Here is a 16,852-nt window from a genome sequence, read left to right on the forward strand (position 1 = left end):
GACCCTGCGGGCTTGACCCTGCCGGTCAGACCCGTTCCAGCGCGCGGAACGGCGCCGCCGGCAGCACGACCGCGATCCCGTCCCCGGCCCTGACCTCGCCGCCGGCGCGCACGACTCCCATGACCCCGGCCCGCCGGACGACGGAGCCCGCGGCGTCGGTGTGCACGACCTCCTTGAGCAGCCCGGGCCGGAACCGGTCGATCTGCACGCACGGGTTCCGCAGCCCGGTGACCTCGACGACGGCGTCCGCGCCGAGGTGCAGCAGGGTGCCGGTCGGCAGGCCGAGCAGGTCGACCCCGGACGTCGTGACGTTCTCCCCGAGCGCACCCGGCAGGACGTCGAACCCGTTCTCCCGCAGCTCGTCGAGCAGCTCGGCGGCGATGAGGTGCACCTGCCGCAGGTTCGGCTGCGTGGGGTCGGCCCGGACCCGGGACAGGTGCTGCACGGTGACCCCGGCGTGCGCGTCACCGTCGACGCCGAGGCCTTCGAGGAGGCGGACGGCGTCCACGGTCACCTTGCTGAAGCGGTGGGCGGCGTCCCGGTGCACGGCCGCGACGCGCGGGTCTGCTGTCACGTCTCGACCCTACGGACGGACCGGCGTCCGCGGGCAACGAGTTTCCCCGTGCTCCCGTCGTCCGTACCGTGGTCCCCGTGGATCATCGAGGTGCGGCGGTGCGGTCGCTCGGCCTCGTCGTCCTCGTCGTGTGCGGGGCGCTCGCCGGGTGCGGGGACGACGCCGCGTCGTTCGGCCCGCTCGCGGTCCAGCGCCCGCTGGAGGGCAGTGGCGACGCGGCCAACGAGGGCACCTTGGTCGTCACCGACACCTGCGTCCACCTGCGCGACGCCCGCGGCCGGCTCGTGACCCTGGTCTGGGAGTCCGACCGCGTCTCCTGGGACCCGGCCACGCGGACGGTCACCTACCGCGACCGCGACGACGGCGACCTGAGCCTCGTCGACGGCGACACGATCGTCGTCGGCGGGTCCGGCGACCAGGGCGGCCCCGAGACCGAGTGGCTCGACCGCCTCGACTGGGTCAGCCCGCCGGCGCAGGAGTGCCGCACGGGCTACTGGTGGAGCGTCGCGGGCGTCGAGGAGGTCACGGGCGGCTGACGCCACAGACGGCCCCGCAACCGGGGCGCGAACTGCCCTCGACGCTTGGTAGGCTGACCCCGCTCGACCCTTCGGGGCCGTGTTCGCGGGTGTAGTTCAATGGTAGAACATCAGCTTCCCAAGCTGACAGTGCGGGTTCGATTCCCGTCACCCGCTCCAACCGAAAGCCCCAGGTCAGAAGCACTTTCCGACCTGGGGCTTCGTCGTTCCGGGGCGCTGTCGTTGCCCGTCGTGCCCGCTACGTGCCCGTAGTCCTGGTCACACCACGACCCTGCCCGGACTGCGCTCGATGACGAGGCAGTTGACCACTGCGATGGCGGAGACATCGGAAGGTTGGCGGACGGACTTCACGCCGCCCGCCACGGACACGGTGAGGTGGCCGGTGCCGACGACGCCGCCCGAGATGGGTCGCTTGCATGCCGAAGCTCCTTCCACCGCCGGTTGCGGCTGGACGAAGGTCTCGCCCGGGCCCAACTCGATGCGGGTAGTGCTCGGCACCGGACCGTCGACCCTCCCCACGAGCATGGAGACCGGCGGAGCTCCGACGAGTGCGCAGGCGCTAGATGTCGTGTTCCGCACCGAGATCGTCAGGGTGTGGTTGACGCTGACCGAGACCGCTTCGACCCCACATAACGGCACGAGGTCTTGCCTCGGAGATGGGGTCGACGGGACGGGGCGGGCGTTCGCCGCCGGTGCCCGTCCGCTGTTCGACCCCAACACCAGCAGCTGGTAGGCGCCGACGGCCATGAGGATCAGGATGAGGCCGCAGGCCGCTCCCCAGGCCACTCGGCGACTACGCCGCACGTCGACCACGTCCCCTCGGATCCCGACTGGCGTCCAGCGTGGCATCAAGGGCGGCCGCTGCGCGGCCGCCGGCGCGCGCCTCTGCCTCCCGCTCCGCTCCGGCCCGGCGCGCGCGGCGAAGACGAAGGCCTAGCGGAGCCGGGGGCCGTGCGTTCTGTCCACGCCACACTGAGCCGAGCTCGCTACGCCGGCGCGCTGCCAACCGGATAGCCCGGCGGGAAGTCATCGTTCCAGCGCTGTCGCGCGAAGCGGTCCAACCATCCTCCTTCGCCGCCTGCCCACCAGCCGAGCATCTCGGACCGGCCGAGCTCCCGCAGAGGCACGTACGAGCCGTCCGACTGCTGCCAGGCCAGCGGCAACACGGCGTTGTCAGCCTTGTCCAGCAGTACGGCGATGGCCGCATCGACGATGTCGGGCATCAACTCGCGCAGCGCGTCCTGGACCTCTGCAGCGGTAACCCGCTGTTTCCACCGGTCGCCCTGCCACCCCTTCATGCGGCCGTCGATGAGGACGTCACAGATCTCGACTGCCTCGTCCCGAACCTGCCGCACGAGTCCCTCCGCGAACCGCAGCAGCTCGTCGTCTCCGTCGGCCATCGACCGCTCCTCACCACCCATAGATGACCAAGCATCGCGTCTTCCGATCGGCTCGCGCGGGACGTGCCGTGAACTCGCCGGTGTAACGCGCGGCCGATCACCCCGGTCTCGCGGCTCACCTTCCGGTACCACGCCCGGTCTCCCCATCAACCCCCAGCTGGGCGGGGTGGTCGGGGAAGGTGCTCCCGCACCTGCGCAGGGTCGGTTCTCGAGGCGGGTGGGGGTTGATGGCGAGCCTCTCCGGGCGAGGTACCTCCCGCCTGTCGGCAAAGGGGAAATGACTCCCCTTGCCGCCACGCCCACCCCGGGAGGACACCATGACCAGCAGGCACCCCATCGGCACCATCAGCAAGACCGCGAGAGCGTCCCGGACGGCGCGGAGGCGGGCGAAGACGGTCCCGGCCCGGCACCCACTCACGCACGTCGAGGTCGCCCGGATCGCGACGGCGTATTGGGCGCCGTGGGAGGTCGCGGCGATCGCCCGGGCATGGCTGTCGACGCCAGCCGACCGGACCCGACGCCTCACCGAGCTCCGCGCACAGATCACCGCCGGGATGCGCGGCGGCGCCGGCGACGGCTGGCAATGGTCCACCCGAGGTGGCCGGGTCGAGGTCAAGGTCCGGGCCTCCCGCGCGGCCGGGCAGGTCCGCCGGGCCGGGACCATCACCGTCACCACCCTGATCGGGCACGTGCTGGACCGGCTCACCCACGACCGCGCCTACGCCGTCATCGACGCGACCGCCGCGCACCGGGCCTGCCTGCTCGCCGCGATCGACGCCCAGGACCGCCACCGCGACGCCGAGGACGACGGTCAGGGCGAGGACGTCAACGAGGTCGAGGGTCCGTCGTGGGAGGAACAGAGCCGCCTGCACCGGGCAGCCCGGGACGCCGCGGAGGCGATCCTGCACGCGGGCCTGGACGCGCAGCTGGACCTGCTGGACCTGCTCGGCGCCGGGACGGAGGCGACCCGATGAACCAGCCCGCCACCCAGGACACCGTCAAGACCACCTTGACGCCCGACGGCACCGCCGACAGCGCCACGAGTGAGCTGCCGGCGGCCTCGACAAGGGGCCGGAAGCGGAGCCGGGCCGAGGTGGAGAACACCGACTACGCCGCATTCGCTACCCGGGTCATCCGGGCCCACGCCCGCCGGGTCGCGGACGGCGACGTCGACGCCCTGGCCGACCTCCTACGCCTGGCCGCCGAGGTCGACACCGCCACCCAGACCGCCGTCACCGGCCTCCGAGCGTTCGGCTACTCCTGGGGCGAGATCGCCACCCGACTCGGCACCACCCGCCAAGCAGCCCAACAGCGATGGGGTAGGTGACGGATTGGCGCGTCTCATCGCGAGACCACAGGAGTGCCTACCGCCGTGCACTAGTGCTTGCAGCGCAAGCCTGTTCTCAACCTGCTGGTCAGCGGTCGCCGTCGCCATCCATAGGCGACTGTCCGCTGCTAGGGCTGGCGGCATTCAGTGCCCCACCGCCATCTGCTTTGATCGGCAGCGACGCTCGCAGGTAGGGCAGGGCAGCACGCCTGTTGCGTATGGAACCGATAGGCCTGCTCGCGGGGGTTAGACGATGTGGGGGCAGAGCAGTGACCGACGATCAGGGGCTGCGTGAGTTGTACGCAGCGGCGTACTCGCGCCTTGTCGGTGTAGTCGGTGCTGTCTGCGGCGACAGGCACGAGGCCGAGGAAGCGGTGCAGGACGCCTTCGTGCGATTGATGGGCCAGTGGCCGAAGGTGGCTCGCTACGACGACCCGGAAGCGTGGGTGCGCAAGGTCGCACTCGGGTACGTGAGTAACCGGCGGCGGAAGGCTCTGAACGGCATCAAGGCCGCGCTGAGGCACGGTCCGGGTCCGGACGTGCCGGCTCCGTCCGGTGACGGCGTCGATCTTCGTCGTGCGCTGGCCTCCCTTCCGCGGCCACAGCGTGCAGTGATCGTCCTGCAGGACCTGGGCCTGGACGTGGCCGCGATCGCCCGCCAGCTCGACATCCCCGAGGGGACGGTGAAGTCGCGTCTGTCGCGAGCCCGGGCCGCCCTGATCCCCTTGCTGCGAGAGGACCTGAGCGACCATGTCTGAACTGCACAAGGCCGTCCAGGCCGAGATCGCTATCCACACGCCGACGGTGGCGCCGCCCTTCGCGGTGCTCACGGCACGCCGACGAGCCCGCAACCGTCGCCGCACGGGGGCAGCTGCGGTCGTGTCGGCGCTGGCCGTGGCAGCCATCGCCATCGTCCCGAGCATGGTCACGAACGGCAGCACAGCCCCGTCGCACACTGCCGCGGCCGGCGACCGCGACCTGTTCGACTTCTCCGTTCAGGCCACGGACCCGACTAATCCGCCGGCTCCCGGCCGTGTCGCCGTGAACAAGTGCCTCGCCCTGCCCGGCATCTCGCAGGTTGGGCTGCGCGACAGCTACCCAGAGCAGTACGGCGGCCGAGTCACCGGTCGGCACAACGCTGGCGCCCTGAAGGCCTGCGTAGGCGCCGCCGCGGGCTGGGCCGTCACGCTCGTCCCCGTCTCCGACACGACGCCGGCCCCCCGCACTCCTCCCGTAGCGGGAGACCCGGCCACCTGGAGGGTGGACGAGTCTCGCCCGCCGGGTGCTGACGATCGGACCTTCACGGCCCTCGTCTCCCGGATCAGATGCTCCGGAGGCGTGACGGGTGAAGTCTTCGCACCGGCGGTCGTCGAGACCGCAGAAGAAGTCGTGGTCACCTTCACCGTGGTCCCCATCGATCCCGGACCCCACCCGTGCCCAGGCAATGACCAAGTCCCCTACGAGGTCACATTGAGCGCGCCACTCGGCCAACGGGCACTCATCGACGGCACCTGCGTCCCGCCATCGGCCCGCACGAGAGCCTTCTGCGACGCTCCACGACGATGGCCACTGCCGTAGCGAAGCCCACGAGATCGCTGCGACGTCGTGCCTGCACAAGATGTGCGACAACGTGCAACTTCTAAGGGGCTGAAGAGGTCACGAACGGTCAGTGGAAGGCGTTTCGTTGCGATCAGTCGCTCGGTTCCCTGCTCCGCTCAAGCGGCTTCTGACCTGCGACAATGAGCCGAGCCCGCTCGGAACCCGGCGAGATGGGAATCCGTCTTGAGAGCGGACAGACTGAACCTCTCCCTCAGATGTTGCACGCCGGATACGGTGCGCCCTATGGCCTCCGTCGGCACGGTCCAGGCGGCGAAGCAGCGGCTCAGGTACTGGATGTCCAGTCCCGCCAGGCTCCTTCGCCTCTTGGCTGCCCTGCTCGTCCAGACTGCCGGCGCAGTGATCATTATCCGGCGCCCGTGGCCGGCGGGCGTCGCCGCGTTCGTACTGGCCCTGATTGTCAACGCGTTCCTCTTTCCGGGCTATCCCGACCAAGAGGGTGCGGACGGAGGCGGCGTCGGTTGACCGCGTGCCCGCTGCGTGCCCGATCGCGCGGATAATCGCGGGCTCTCCCGGTCACCTTCGGCACCTGACCTCTGAGGGCAATCTGGCCTCTGAGCAGCGATAAGGCTCTACGCAAGCCTGTTCCCAAGCTGACAGTGCGGGTTCACCCGCTCCAACCGAAAGCCCCAGGTCAGCCCACATTTGACCTGGGGCTTCGTCGTGCTCGGCATCGGGTTCGGAACCTTCGTGCAGTTGGCGTGCAATAGGCGGTCGGTACTCTCGCCGTCGTCGTTCTGCTCGACGGCGCCCCGGTCGTCGTCCTGGCCGGCTGCCTCGATGACGTCAGCGAAGGCGTCAGCGATCCGACGGTTCCGGGTCGGCTGGGAATCCGGCCGGCGCGCGCCGCGTGAGAGTTGAGCCCTCAGGCCGTGGGCGGGCCCGGCCAGGGTGCAGTTGCGCTCTTGAGGCGTTCGAATCGGACCGCCCTCACGTACTCGATCGCCAGGGCAAGCCCCGCGAGTAGCACGGTGACCAGCAATCCGAAACGCTCCAGGAACGGACCGGGACGCATCGCGAGCGACAGCCCGAGCACACCCAGCGTGGGCGCCATCAGCTTCTCGGCCCCGGGGAACTGCGGCCGCGTCGGGGCCGGCTCGACGCACTTGAGCAGGACCAGCCCGAGCGCCAACAGCACGAACGGTAGGTAGGCGGCACCCAGCCATGTCATGGCGCCATTGTCACTTCTCGGGTAGGAGCGCAGGACCACGGCGAGTGGTTGGCCTACGGGCCGCCTAAGTCGCTGACGAAGGCGCGAATGCTGCGAAGGGTGTGTTCGGGGTTGTCGACAAGGACGCGGTGCGCCGCATCGGGGATGACTTCGAGCCGTGCGCGCCCGTTGGGGATTGCGTCGATCACCTCGGCAGCCAGCGCTGGTGGATTGAGTGGGTCCAACTCGCCTACCAGTACGAGAGTCGGGCATTGCACCGAGCGAAGGTCGCGACGGAGATCCATGTTGCGGCGGGCCTGGGGCACCCATTGGTGAGCAACCTCGGGCGTCTTGATGACGTGCCGACCCAGGCCCTCCAGGTCACGATCTGTGCGGCGTTCGTACAACGACTGCAATAGCTGTTGGTCCTCGGCCGACGGCTCTTCGGTGGGGCTGTCGATGTTGCGACGCAGTGCCTCCGCGGTCTCGTCGCCAGCCAGTTCGCGGGCGCGGGCGATGACTTCCTGCGCCCCTGGGTACCGAGGAGCGGTGCTCACCAGGACCAGGCCGGAGATGTCCTCGGGGTAGGTGGACGCGTAATGCTGGGCCACAAAGCCACCGAAAGACTGGCCGAGGAGCACCGGCTTATGGATGTCCAAGACCTCGCACAACTGGTGAACGTCTCGGGCCCAGGTGGGCAGGTTCCAGTCTGTGGGTGCTCCGGTGCCGCTGCGACCGTGTCCACGCTGGTCGGGCACGATCACCTGGGCGACGTCGCTGAGGGCGGCCAGTTGGTGTCGCAGCGTGGTGCCATCGACGCCTGGCCCACCATGGAGCCCGATGAGCGTCGGGCGGGCCGCCATCTCTGCGCCGGTGAATGCGTGCTGCTGACCGAACACCTCGATGAACAGGCGTGTGCCGTCGACCGAGATCCGCATTCCCCGACCTTCCTGGCAGCACATCTGCGAGTCCACCGTAACGGGATCCACGTCCGGGAACGCGCGCTCAAGACACCGACAGGCCCGCGAGTGCCCGCTCACCACAGCTATCAGCGGGTTGAGACTGAACCGCCGGCGTGTCCGGAGACTCCGAGCCGCCCAGGACCCGTGGGAGCGGCAGGGTGAGGGACTCCTGTCAGTGGGCCTTCTGGATGGATGGCGCTCGTCCCGCGGGTGCCCCGACACTGGCCCGATGCGATCACACGTGCCGCGGGGTGTGGGTCTCGTGCTGGCCGCCTTTCAAGGCGTACTCTTCGCACAGTCCGTTCTGATCGTGCCTATCGTGCTCATCGGTGACCGGACTGGGGTCAGCGAACTGGATCCGCCGATGGACGCTGGAGACTACGTCCTCGCGTTCTCCACCACGGCGGTAGCCACGACCCTCGGCACGGCCCTGGTCTTCGCCGCCTGGAGGATCTGGCGGACACCCTCCCGCGCATGGCTCGCAGTCGGTGCCGTCCTTGTCGCGGTGCAGCCGCTGGTCTGGCTGTACGACGAACGCCTCAACGGGGACTTCGACGGGCTACGCGGGTTGTTGCTGCCCGTCGCGAGCCTGGTCCTCCTGCTCTGGCCCGCACCGCACGCGCACGCAACGACTCGGCGCCCTGCGCAGTCAGCGACAGGCCCCTGACCTGACGATCGTGCGGCGGGAACGGAGGGGAGGACGCGCGCCGCTTCTGCGGCGTCGCCCCACCCAAGGAATACCGGCCGCATGTGCCAACGCACCGTCGTGTCGGAGAGAGGATGTGGACGTGGCGGAGGAACAAGATCTGGGTTGGTTCTCGGTGCGCTGCGTCTTCCGGTGCCGGCCTCGGCGACGCTGGCGAACGTACGAAGAACGGATCACTGTCTGGCACGCCCGGTCCTTCGAAGAGGCCATTGCCATGGCTGAGGTCGAGGCGGGCGAGTACGCGGCGGCGTCCGGCGCCGATCGGATCACGTACCTGGGGCTGGCCGAGGCCTATCGGCTGTTCGACGCGCTGGGAGAGGGAGCAGAGGTCTTCTCGCTCATGCGCGACAGCAGGCTCGGCAAGCGCAAGTATCTACGGAGGTTCTTCGAGACCGGCCGAGAGCGACAGGGTTCGCTCTAGACGGAGGCCACGCCGTCGACCGGACGTCGCCGCCGTCCGGCCTGTGCTGCACGCGGCCGGGCCGGTTGCAGCACACTCGTCCCATGAGCGACGACACCGCCGAGGCCGGGAAACTCCATCTGCACAAGTGCCTGCGGTGGGCGCGGGACGAGGTCCTGCCGAAGCTCGACGGTCTCGACGAGTACGACGTGCGCCGGCCCATGACGCGGACGGGCCTCAACCTGCTCGGCCTCGTCAAGCACCTGGCCTTCTTCGAGGCGTCCTACTTCGGGCTCGTCTTCGACCGGCCGTATCCCGAACCCCTCCCGGCCGTCGACGACAGTTTCCGCAACCCGGACCTCATGTGGGTGCCGGTGGACGAGACGCGGGAGCAGGTCGTCGAGGGCTACCGCGCAGCCTGCCGGCACGCCGACGAGACGATCGAGGCGCTTCCCGTCGATGCCGTGGGGCACGTCCCCTGGTGGGGGAACAACGACGTGCCGCTGTTCAACGTGATGGCCCACATGCTCGGTGAGACGCGCCAGCACCTCGGCCACATGGACCTCATCCGCGAGCAGCTCGACGGCCGCATCGGCGAGGACGTCGAACCGCTGTCCGCCGCGGACGATGCCGACTTCGCCCGGCGGTGGCGTCGCACCGAGAAGGCGGCCCGGGTCGCCGGGCACCGCTTCGTGCCCGCCGGGTTCGTGCCCCCCACGTCGCTCGTGCACGACGGGTTCCGGCTGGAGCCGCTCGGCCCGCAGCACAACGACGCCGACCACGCCGCCTGGATGTCGAGCATCGACCACATCCGTGCGACGTCGGGCTACCCCGACGGGGACTGGCCGCCCCTGGCCGGCATGACCCTCGAGGAGAACCTGGCCGACCTCACCCGGCATGCGCGCGACTTCGAGACCGGGCGGGGCTTCACGTTCACCGTGCTGGACCCTGCGGACGACGACGTCATCGGCTGCGTCTACCTCTACCCGGCCGCGGACGAGCACGACGTCGTGGTGCAGTCGTGGGTGCGTGCAGACCGTGCCGACCTGGACGCCGTCCTCGCGGACGCCGTCCAGCAGTGGATCGACTCCGGCTGGCCCTGGACGCGCCCGGACCGGATCGGTCGCTGACAGTCCCGCCGAGCACGACGTCTGCCGTGGGTCACACCGGCGAAGACATCGGTTGCCCTGCAACGACTCTGCGCGTGGTCGAGCAGTGCGGCCACTGACGCCGACGCGAGACCCTGGCTGGCTACGGCTGGGTGATCTCGCACCGACCGGCCGGTTGCCAGACCTCGTAGCCCGCGACCGACCATCGCGATCTCCAGCTGCACCCGGAGTCATGGAGCGTCCGGTTGCGCGGATCGTCGGCGCGGAAGACGTAGCCGGCGGCGGCATCGCCCCAGACCTCGGCGCGGTACCGCGGGTAGCGGTCGAAGCCCGGGCGCAGCCGACCGGTCGAGTCGGCGTAGACGACGGCGCACGTGACCTGCTCCTCGCTGAGGAAGATCAGTCGACCGCAGTCGAAGTACCCGCTGTAGACATGCGTGATCCCCCGCGCCCTCAGGCTCTCGAGCACCTGGCGACCGGCGGCCTCGCTCGGGCCCCGGGCGGCGTCCGAGTACGCCTGGACGGTTCCGACAGCGAGGGCCAGGCCGACGACGGTCAGCGAGAGGACTCGCAGTGGGCGACCGATCCTCGGCATCGCAGAGTCCATGCCCCACAGAGGTGCGATGACGGCGGGCACGGCGACGAGCGCACCGATGATGTAGCGGACGTTGTTGGCCGGTGCGATGCCTGGCGCCGGGCTGGCGGCGAACGCGACCACGGTGAGGCCGGCCGAACCCAGCATCGCCAACCTGCCGCAGGTGTTCGCGAGTGCGAGGCTGCCCGCGCTCTGCTGCCGTGTCGCGCGGCCTCCTCGACGCAGCGCGCGGACGTTCGTGAGCAGGGCCGTCGTCCAGAGCGCGACGAGGGCGACACCCCACAGCGCCGCGACCACGTCGTCCGTCGGCGGTTGCCAGCTGGCCGAGTAGCCGAACGGCCACGCCGGCAGCGACCGCGGGTGGGCGATGGCGGAGCCGCCCGTGGCGTAGGCGAGGCTGGTGGTCAGCGTGTTGGCCACCTGGCTGCCCAGGCCGGACGACTGACCGTTCAGGCCGGTGCCACCGCGCAGGAACAGGTTCACCACGCTGACCAGTCCGCTGTCCCGCCAGGGCTGACTCGCGTCGTGCAGGATCCACGGCACGGCTCCCGCGACGAGACCGGCGACGAGCGCCGGGACGCTCCGGAGCCGCTTCGCGGACTGCCGGCGCAGGGTCATCAGAACCAGCACCGCGGAGGTGACGACGAACGGGGCCACCAAGGCGGTGCTCCACAGCCCCGCAGAGGCCATGGCGCCCCAGGCCGCCAGTAGTCCCCGTTGCGCGGCACCGCGACCCGGATCTCCGGACACCTCGAGCAGTCGATGCGCGAGAAGGAGGAGGAGCGCCCCGCCGACCAGGGTCTCGGGGACGGCCCCCTGTGCGATGAGCTCGTACCCGAGCTGCTCCCTCGACCCCAGCGTCAGGAGAGCGACGGACGTCAACGCGACGGGCGTCCCGTACAAGCGCCGACCCAGCACGTACACCAGGGCGAGGAAGAGCAGGAACAGCAGCAGCATCGGGAGGCGAAGAGCGATCAGCGACGGCCCGAACGCTCGGAACGAGACGGCGGCGAGGAAGGCTTGCGCCGTGCCCATGTACGACTGGCCGTACATGAAGACGGGGGCGTGGCGGCCCTCGGCGATGTGCATCGCCATGAGACCCGTCGTCGCCTCGTCGCTGTTGCTCGCCGGCCACTCGAGCAGCAGGAGGCCGAGGCGGACGCTCGCCGCCACCGACAGCAGGACCGCGAGCACGAGTGCGGGGCGGATGCGAGCCCCGGCCCGGCGGTCCGCGTCCGCCGGTGCGGTCGTGGCTGCTCTGCGTGCCGGCGCGTCGGTCGGCTGACCTGGTGCCGTCGCGGCGGCGGACTGCGACGCTCCGTCGTGCAGGTCCGCCGTCACGCGTCTCCCCGGGGTCGTCGCATCTCGTCAGCGCCGTCATGCGCATCGGGCGGTGACGGGACAGACGCGTCGTCCTCCGTGGGCACGCTCCGCATCCTGCTCCAACCGAGCCGGGGACGCGATCATTTCGCACGACGGTCCGCTGCGGGCACGCCCGGCAGGACGTCACGGCGCTCCGAGACGTAGCGCCACCCCGCGCACGCGGTCCGCCCGGTCCAGGAACAGCGTCACGCCCCACCAGTCCATGCACGCAGCCGTCGTGTCGGCGGGTGCGGTGAGGCTGAGCGCGCGCAGGTGTGCCAGACCGGGCGGTGCCGCGCTCCCGCCGAAACCGCACGTGGGGGCGATGCCCTCGTGCACCTCGTAGTACCCGCCGCTCGCCGCGAGGACGTCGAGCGGGTTGAAGGGACCGCCGCGCTCGGCATAGAGCGCGTCGAGCCGCCACCCGGCCAGGTCGGTGCGCCTCGACCTCGGGACGACGGTCGCGGCGACGCCGTCCTCGATCCCCGTCCAGACGTCCGCGGCTGCGAGCAGCGCACCGCCGGACGACGGGTCCGCCGCGAACCGGTAGAACGCCCGGGCGAGCGCGGCGTCCGGGCCCCGCACCGGGCCCAGGTCACCCCCGGCCGGCTCGCACGGGCCGCGGAACGCCTCGAGGTCCAACGCCGCCATCCGGATCTCGACCTCCGCCCCGGGATCCAGGCGGGCGCCGGCGGACGGCCGCTGCCGGACGACCGTGCCCGGCCGCGCCTCGCACCGCACCGGCACCGGCAGGTCCACGGTCAGCGCGACGTCCAGGTCCGCGAGCCGCTCGCCGACCGCTGCGGCCGGCAGGCCGGCGAGGTCCGGCATGACCGGCGCCGGTGCCATGTCGCGCTCGCCGATGCCGAACCCGTCGGCGTCCGTATCGGCCCGGCGGGCTCGGCGCCGACGCGTGGCCCGTGCAGGACGCCGACACCGACGAGCACGCACACCGCCGCAACGATCGCCGTCCACCCTCGCCCGAGGCCCATGCGCCGTGGACGTCTCACCGCCGCCCGAGGGTTTACCGGCCCGGGTCAGCGCTCCACCCGCACCTCGACGTCCCAGCTCTCGTCACCGGGCACGCTCGCCGCGAACGCGCCCACCGCCGCCACCGCGGCGTCGAGCACGTCGGAGACGGTGACCCCGTCGCTCCGCCAGGCCCACTCCGTCGTGCCTCCGTCGTGGCTCATGGACGCCGGACCGCGGTACCCGAGCGCCGCGACGGCACCCGCGACGGCGTCCGCCAGACCCTCGTGCAGCCGGATGCCGTCGTGGCTGTCTGCCAGGCCGTGGCGCACGGTGAGCCAGCCGCGGCGCGGCAGCAGGTAGGCCCCCGTCGGGAAGTCGGCGCGCAGGGTCACGACGGGGACGCCGGCCCGCGCCGTGCGAGTCACGGGCTCCTGCAGGCCCGCGACCGGGTACGAGGCGGAGGTCCGCTCGTCCGGCCGCTCCGGCACCGCGACGTGCACCTGCGCGTCGTCGGGCAGCCCCGACAGCGCGGCCCGCAGGTCGGCGACCGTGACCACCTGCCCGACGTGCTGCACGACGACCCGGTCGTCCCCCGCCTCAGCCATACCGGGACGCTAGCCCCCTGACCCGGCGACCGCCACGAGCCGGTCAGGTCGCCGAGAACGAGGCGAGCAGGCCGGGGTGGTCCGTCGTCCGACGCATGTCCAGGAGCCGGACGGCGCCCGGCCGCAGGTCGGGCGACAGCACGTGCTGCACGCCGTCGTCGACGTGCCGGTACCGGCTCCCGGCCGGGACGCAGGCGGCCAGGTCCCGGTCGGGCGCGACGGCCGGGCCGGACCCGCTCGACGTGGTGACGAGGTTGAGGTCCCCCGCGACGACGACCGGCGCCCCGGGTCGCCCGCTGCGCACCTCGGGCAGCACGTCCCGCAGCAGCTGGGTGCACTGCGCGACCGTCACCGCCGGGCTGCCGCTCGTCAGGTGCGTCGTGCAGACCGTGAGCCGGTCCGTCGGCAGGCACGCCCAGACCCGCTGCTCGTCCTGCCGCGGGTCCTGCACCCGGTACGCCCCGGTGGTCGCGACGCCACCGGCACCGCCCGCCGTCCAGACGAGCACGGCCTCCCCGTACGGCCCGCCCGTCCGGCAACGGATCGGCTCTCCGGTGCGCCGGTCGGCCGCCGGCGCGAACGCCGTCCGCACCGAACCCGCCCGCCCGTGCGCCTCGGCGAGCGCACGGCGCAGGGCCGGGACGTCGTCCGCGCAGGTCTCGTTGAGCGTCACCGCGTCGGGTGCGCTCGCCCGGATCACCGCGGCCGCGCGCGGCGCGGCCCGCCCGGTCCAGCAGACGGCGTACCCGCTGCCGCACAGGTTCAGCTGCAGCACCCGCACCCCGGCCGGCTCCTGCGCGGACGCCGTCCCGGCGACGCCGACGAGCGGCACGAGGAGTGCGAGCACGGCGAGCCAGGACCGGCGCCGCAGCAGAGGGGTGACCACACGAGCGGTTCGTCGCCGCGGCCCGCGCGGATGGGTCGGGCGCCCGGACGGCGCCCGCGGCGAAGGCTGCTAGCCACCGCCGCCGTGCTCAGGCACCGAGGTGCGCAGCGAGCCGGACGGCTACCGCGCCTGCAGCGCGTCGAGCGCGACGGCCATCGCGGCGGCGAGCCGCCGGTCGAGGCCGGGGTCCGGCACGGTCACCTCGTACGAGTCGCGGCCGAAGGCGAACTTCTTGTCGACCGACATCGCGACGGTGCCGTCCGGGTGCGTGAAGTCGAAGTGGTACGGCAGCCACTCGAGGAGGAAGCGGCGGGCGAGCGCCATGGCCTGGCTCCGCTCGACGCCGGTCGCGACCGGGTGACCGGGCTGCTCGAGGTAGTACGTCGAGCGCAGCAGGCTCGCCCCGAAGTCCTTGCGGAAGACACCGATCACCTGGCCCGAGGCGTCGACGACGTCGGTCGCGCCGGCGAGGTCGACGACGTTGCGGGCCTTGAAGCCGAACAGGGGGGTCGTGCGGGCCTCGTCGGCGAAGAACGTCACCTGCTCGCGCAGGGCCATCCGCTTCTGCTGGGCCAGCGCCAGGACCGGACCCTTGGCCGCCCCGTCACCGCCCGGCGCCCGGATCTCGTAGCGGTTCACCATGGGCGTGATGCGCTGCCGGACGACGAACCTGTCCAGCGACTGCAGCGTCGCCATCGGGTCTCCCTGGGCCATACGCAGGGACGTTACCCGTTCGTGACCTCATCTGACCCGCCGAATCGCGGGCCGATGGTCCGTTGGGGATCACGGGTCACCGGCCGTGCGTGCCTCGCAGCCGACGGTCACTGGGAGGACGGGCGGACGACGACCTGAACCCCCGGGTAGGTTGGGCGCCGTGCTGCTATCGGACCGGGACATCCGCGCCCAGCTCGAGGCCGGCCGCGTGCTCCTCGACCCGCTCGACGTGGAGATGATCCAGCCCTCGAGCGTCGACGTCCGCATCGACCGGTACTTCCGGCTGTTCGACAACCACAAGTACCCGTTCATCGACCCGGCCGAGGCCCAGCCGGAGCTGACCCGGCTCGTCGAGGTGGAGCCCGACGAGGCGTTCATCCTGCACCCCGGGGAGTTCGTGCTCGCCTCCACGTACGAGGTCGTCACCCTGCCGGACGACGTCGCCGCGCGCCTCGAGGGCAAGTCGAGCCTCGGCCGGCTCGGGCTGCTCACGCACTCGACCGCCGGGTTCATCGACCCCGGCTTCAGCGGGCACGTGACGCTCGAGCTGAGCAACGTCGCGACCCTGCCGATCAAGCTCTGGCCCGGGATGAAGATCGGCCAGCTCTGCTTCTTCCAGCTGTCCAGCCCTGCGGAGCACCCGTACGGCTCGGCCGGGTACGGCTCCCGCTACCAGGGCCAGCGCGGGCCCACCGCGAGCCTGTCGTACCGCTCCTTCCACCGTACGAAGGTCTGAGCCGCACCCACCGCGGACGCACCGGACCGGACCACCCCACCTCCCTTCCCCATGCCCCTTGCCGGGCACCAGTTCCAGAGCGAGGCTGACCTCATGGCCACCGTGGGCAGATGGCGCCGCAGGGGCGCCGCCGACGACGCGAGCGCCCTCGACCCGGAGGTCCTCGGGGCGCTGCGCGCCACCCACCTCCTGCTCGTGCCGACGACGGCGAGCGTGGACGACGTCTCCGACCTGCTCCGGGCCCGGGTGCCGCTCGCCGGCGACCTCGCCAAGGACGGCGAGGTGGCCCTCGGCCGGCACAGCCGCCTCACCGGGCCCTACATCCTCTCCATGGAGGACGCCGTCGCCGCGGGCGTCCCCCTGCCCTGGACCGTCGTCTACGCGCTCGAGGCCCCCGTCGAGCGCGAGGACCCGCCGCTCGCCGGCGTCGACGACCGCGACGGGTTCGCGCACTCCTTCCCCGGCGGCCTGCCGTGGCGCGAGGAGGGCCGCACGCTCGGCCTGCTCGTCGCGATGGCCCGCCGGGTCGGCGGCGCCGTCCGGATCGGCGGCCCCGGCGGCGGCCCGGACCGGCTCGTCCAGCCGGACCCGCACCGTGCCGTCGACCACGTCGTCCACTCGCCGTTCTGGGTCGAACCGGGCACCCTGCTCGGCGTCGTGACCCGGGAGGTGCCGACGGCCCGGCTCGCCGCCGAGGGCGAGACCTGGCAGGGCCCGGCCGAGTCGGCCTACACCGGTGCCCTGATCCTCTCCGACCTCGCGACCGAGGTCGTCGACCCGACCGGCACCCTGGCCCGGCACGCGAACAGCGGCCAGGTCGACAAGCAGGCGCTCGGCGCCCCCGACCCCGTCGACGCGTACGCGGTCATCGCGCCGCTCGGCCCCGGCGGGCACCACGGCGCGGTCGAGGTGCTCGTGCACGTCGCGGACGCCGACGAGCCCGCCGCGCACCACGAGGACTGGGGCAGCCGGCCCTTCGTCACGTACGAGGTGCGGTGGCTCTGCTCCGAGCCCGACGCCTTCGAGCGCGAGCGCCGGGTGCCCGACGAGCGGTACCTCGCCGTCCGCTCCCGGGTGGCACCCGTCGTGGTCGCCGTGACCCGCGCCGTCGTCGAGGCGACCAGTGGGATCGTCACCGACGAGGACGGGTTCTGGCTGGACCGCTACCGCCTCTGACCGCACCTCTGACCGCACCCCTGAC

The 16,852-nt window shown here is 71.8% G+C and carries 21 protein-coding genes and 1 tRNA gene; 12 read left to right on the forward strand and 10 right to left on the reverse strand.

Annotated elements, in window-relative coordinates; genetic code table 11:
• Positions 1–25: 25 nt before the first annotated feature.
• Entirely contained in the window at positions 26–574 is a 549-nt protein-coding gene (locus ECOMGDLI_RS11765) for an MOSC domain-containing protein (protein WP_088317027.1), read from the reverse strand.
• Positions 575–651: 77 nt separating this feature from the next.
• On the opposite strand from ECOMGDLI_RS11765, the gene ECOMGDLI_RS11770 reads away from it, so the two are divergent.
• Together ECOMGDLI_RS11770 and ECOMGDLI_RS11775 are read left to right on the forward strand one after the other, a co-directional pair.
• The gene (locus tag ECOMGDLI_RS11770) at positions 652–1,110 is read left to right on the forward strand and encodes a hypothetical protein (RefSeq protein WP_143447662.1); all 459 of its coding nucleotides are present in this window, start codon (positions 652–654) and stop codon (positions 1,108–1,110) included.
• An 85-nt stretch (positions 1,111–1,195) separates the two neighbouring features.
• A tRNA-Gly gene (locus tag ECOMGDLI_RS11775) sits at positions 1,196–1,269 on the forward strand.
• Between the two features lie 99 nt (positions 1,270–1,368).
• Here ECOMGDLI_RS11775 and ECOMGDLI_RS11780 read toward each other — a convergent pair.
• A complete protein-coding gene (locus tag ECOMGDLI_RS11780) occupies positions 1,369–1,857 on the reverse strand; it encodes a hypothetical protein (RefSeq protein ID WP_143447663.1) in 489 nt (162 codons plus the stop codon).
• Between the two features lie 239 nt (positions 1,858–2,096).
• Positions 2,097–2,510: a hypothetical protein gene (locus ECOMGDLI_RS11785; protein WP_088317030.1), complete on the reverse strand. Its 414-nt coding sequence runs from the start codon at positions 2,508–2,510 to the stop codon at positions 2,097–2,099.
• Between the two features lie 317 nt (positions 2,511–2,827).
• On the opposite strand from ECOMGDLI_RS11785, the gene ECOMGDLI_RS11790 reads away from it, so the two are divergent.
• The 5 genes from ECOMGDLI_RS11790 (at position 2,828) to ECOMGDLI_RS11810 (ending at position 5,919) form a co-directional block, all read left to right on the forward strand.
• The gene (locus tag ECOMGDLI_RS11790; protein ID WP_088317031.1) at positions 2,828–3,484 is read left to right on the forward strand and encodes a hypothetical protein; all 657 of its coding nucleotides are present in this window, start codon (positions 2,828–2,830) and stop codon (positions 3,482–3,484) included.
• Positions 3,481–3,837, forward strand: coding sequence for a hypothetical protein (locus tag ECOMGDLI_RS11795; protein ID WP_198954785.1), 357 nt, complete (start codon positions 3,481–3,483; stop codon positions 3,835–3,837). Before ECOMGDLI_RS11790 ends, ECOMGDLI_RS11795 begins: the two co-directional genes overlap by 4 nt.
• A gap of 269 nt (positions 3,838–4,106) precedes the next feature.
• Positions 4,107–4,595 carry an RNA polymerase sigma factor gene (locus ECOMGDLI_RS11800; RefSeq protein ID WP_158220980.1) on the forward strand — a complete coding sequence of 163 codons (489 nt, stop codon included), beginning with the start codon at positions 4,107–4,109 and terminating at the stop codon, positions 4,593–4,595.
• Complete coding sequence (locus tag ECOMGDLI_RS11805; RefSeq protein ID WP_088317033.1) at positions 4,588–5,415, forward strand: hypothetical protein; 828 nt, start codon at positions 4,588–4,590, stop codon at positions 5,413–5,415. The genes ECOMGDLI_RS11800 and ECOMGDLI_RS11805 overlap by 8 nt, the downstream gene beginning before the upstream one ends.
• A 264-nt stretch (positions 5,416–5,679) precedes the next feature.
• Positions 5,680–5,919, forward strand: coding sequence for a hypothetical protein (locus tag ECOMGDLI_RS11810; RefSeq protein ID WP_088317034.1), 240 nt, complete (start codon positions 5,680–5,682; stop codon positions 5,917–5,919).
• 400 nt (positions 5,920–6,319) lie between these two features.
• Here the strand turns inward: ECOMGDLI_RS11810 and ECOMGDLI_RS11815 are convergent, their stop codons facing one another.
• Both ECOMGDLI_RS11815 and ECOMGDLI_RS11820 read right to left on the reverse strand, forming a co-directional pair.
• Complete coding sequence (locus ECOMGDLI_RS11815) at positions 6,320–6,625, reverse strand: hypothetical protein (protein ID WP_088317035.1); 306 nt, start codon at positions 6,623–6,625, stop codon at positions 6,320–6,322.
• 53 nt (positions 6,626–6,678) lie between these two features.
• Entirely contained in the window at positions 6,679–7,542 is an 864-nt protein-coding gene (locus ECOMGDLI_RS11820; protein ID WP_158220981.1) for an alpha/beta fold hydrolase, read from the reverse strand.
• A gap of 277 nt (positions 7,543–7,819) precedes the next feature.
• On the opposite strand from ECOMGDLI_RS11820, the gene ECOMGDLI_RS11825 reads away from it, so the two are divergent.
• The 3 genes from ECOMGDLI_RS11825 to ECOMGDLI_RS11835 all read left to right on the forward strand — a co-directional run bounded on the left by ECOMGDLI_RS11825 (position 7,820) and on the right by ECOMGDLI_RS11835 (position 9,802).
• Complete coding sequence (locus ECOMGDLI_RS11825; RefSeq protein ID WP_088317037.1) at positions 7,820–8,233, forward strand: hypothetical protein; 414 nt, start codon at positions 7,820–7,822, stop codon at positions 8,231–8,233.
• 121 nt (positions 8,234–8,354) lie between these two features.
• Complete coding sequence (locus tag ECOMGDLI_RS11830) at positions 8,355–8,693, forward strand: hypothetical protein (RefSeq protein WP_088317047.1); 339 nt, start codon at positions 8,355–8,357, stop codon at positions 8,691–8,693.
• Between the two features lie 83 nt (positions 8,694–8,776).
• Positions 8,777–9,802: a DinB family protein gene (locus ECOMGDLI_RS11835; protein ID WP_088317038.1), complete on the forward strand. Its 1,026-nt coding sequence runs from the start codon at positions 8,777–8,779 to the stop codon at positions 9,800–9,802.
• Positions 9,803–9,923: 121 nt separating this feature from the next.
• Here the strand turns inward: ECOMGDLI_RS11835 and ECOMGDLI_RS11840 are convergent, their stop codons facing one another.
• From ECOMGDLI_RS11840 to ECOMGDLI_RS11860, 5 genes are all read right to left on the reverse strand, one after another.
• Complete coding sequence (locus tag ECOMGDLI_RS11840; protein ID WP_088317039.1) at positions 9,924–11,717, reverse strand: glycosyltransferase family 39 protein; 1,794 nt, start codon at positions 11,715–11,717, stop codon at positions 9,924–9,926.
• A gap of 165 nt (positions 11,718–11,882) precedes the next feature.
• Positions 11,883–12,587: a PASTA domain-containing protein gene (locus tag ECOMGDLI_RS11845; RefSeq protein ID WP_088317040.1), complete on the reverse strand. Its 705-nt coding sequence runs from the start codon at positions 12,585–12,587 to the stop codon at positions 11,883–11,885.
• 188 nt (positions 12,588–12,775) lie between these two features.
• The gene (locus tag ECOMGDLI_RS11850; RefSeq protein WP_088317041.1) at positions 12,776–13,315 is read right to left on the reverse strand and encodes a DUF6225 family protein; all 540 of its coding nucleotides are present in this window, start codon (positions 13,313–13,315) and stop codon (positions 12,776–12,778) included.
• Between the two features lie 43 nt (positions 13,316–13,358).
• Entirely contained in the window at positions 13,359–14,201 is an 843-nt protein-coding gene (locus ECOMGDLI_RS11855) for an endonuclease/exonuclease/phosphatase family protein (RefSeq protein ID WP_088317042.1), read from the reverse strand.
• A gap of 120 nt (positions 14,202–14,321) precedes the next feature.
• Positions 14,322–14,897 (reverse strand): hypothetical protein, encoded by a 576-nt coding sequence (locus tag ECOMGDLI_RS11860; RefSeq protein WP_088317043.1) that lies wholly within the window; start codon positions 14,895–14,897, stop codon positions 14,322–14,324.
• Positions 14,898–15,075: 178 nt separating this feature from the next.
• Here ECOMGDLI_RS11860 and dcd point away from each other — a divergent pair, with 178 nt between their 5' ends.
• On the forward strand, positions 15,076–15,651 hold the full coding sequence (gene dcd, locus ECOMGDLI_RS11865; RefSeq protein WP_088282384.1) for a dCTP deaminase: 576 nt from the start codon (positions 15,076–15,078) through the stop codon (positions 15,649–15,651).
• A 93-nt stretch (positions 15,652–15,744) separates the two neighbouring features.
• The gene (locus ECOMGDLI_RS11870) at positions 15,745–16,827 is read left to right on the forward strand and encodes a hypothetical protein (protein WP_143447664.1); all 1,083 of its coding nucleotides are present in this window, start codon (positions 15,745–15,747) and stop codon (positions 16,825–16,827) included.
• Positions 16,828–16,852: the final 25 nt, after the last annotated feature.

This window comes from Kineosporia sp. R_H_3, assembly GCF_002198675.1.
GTDB lineage: Bacteria > Actinomycetota > Actinomycetes > Actinomycetales > Kineosporiaceae > R-H-3.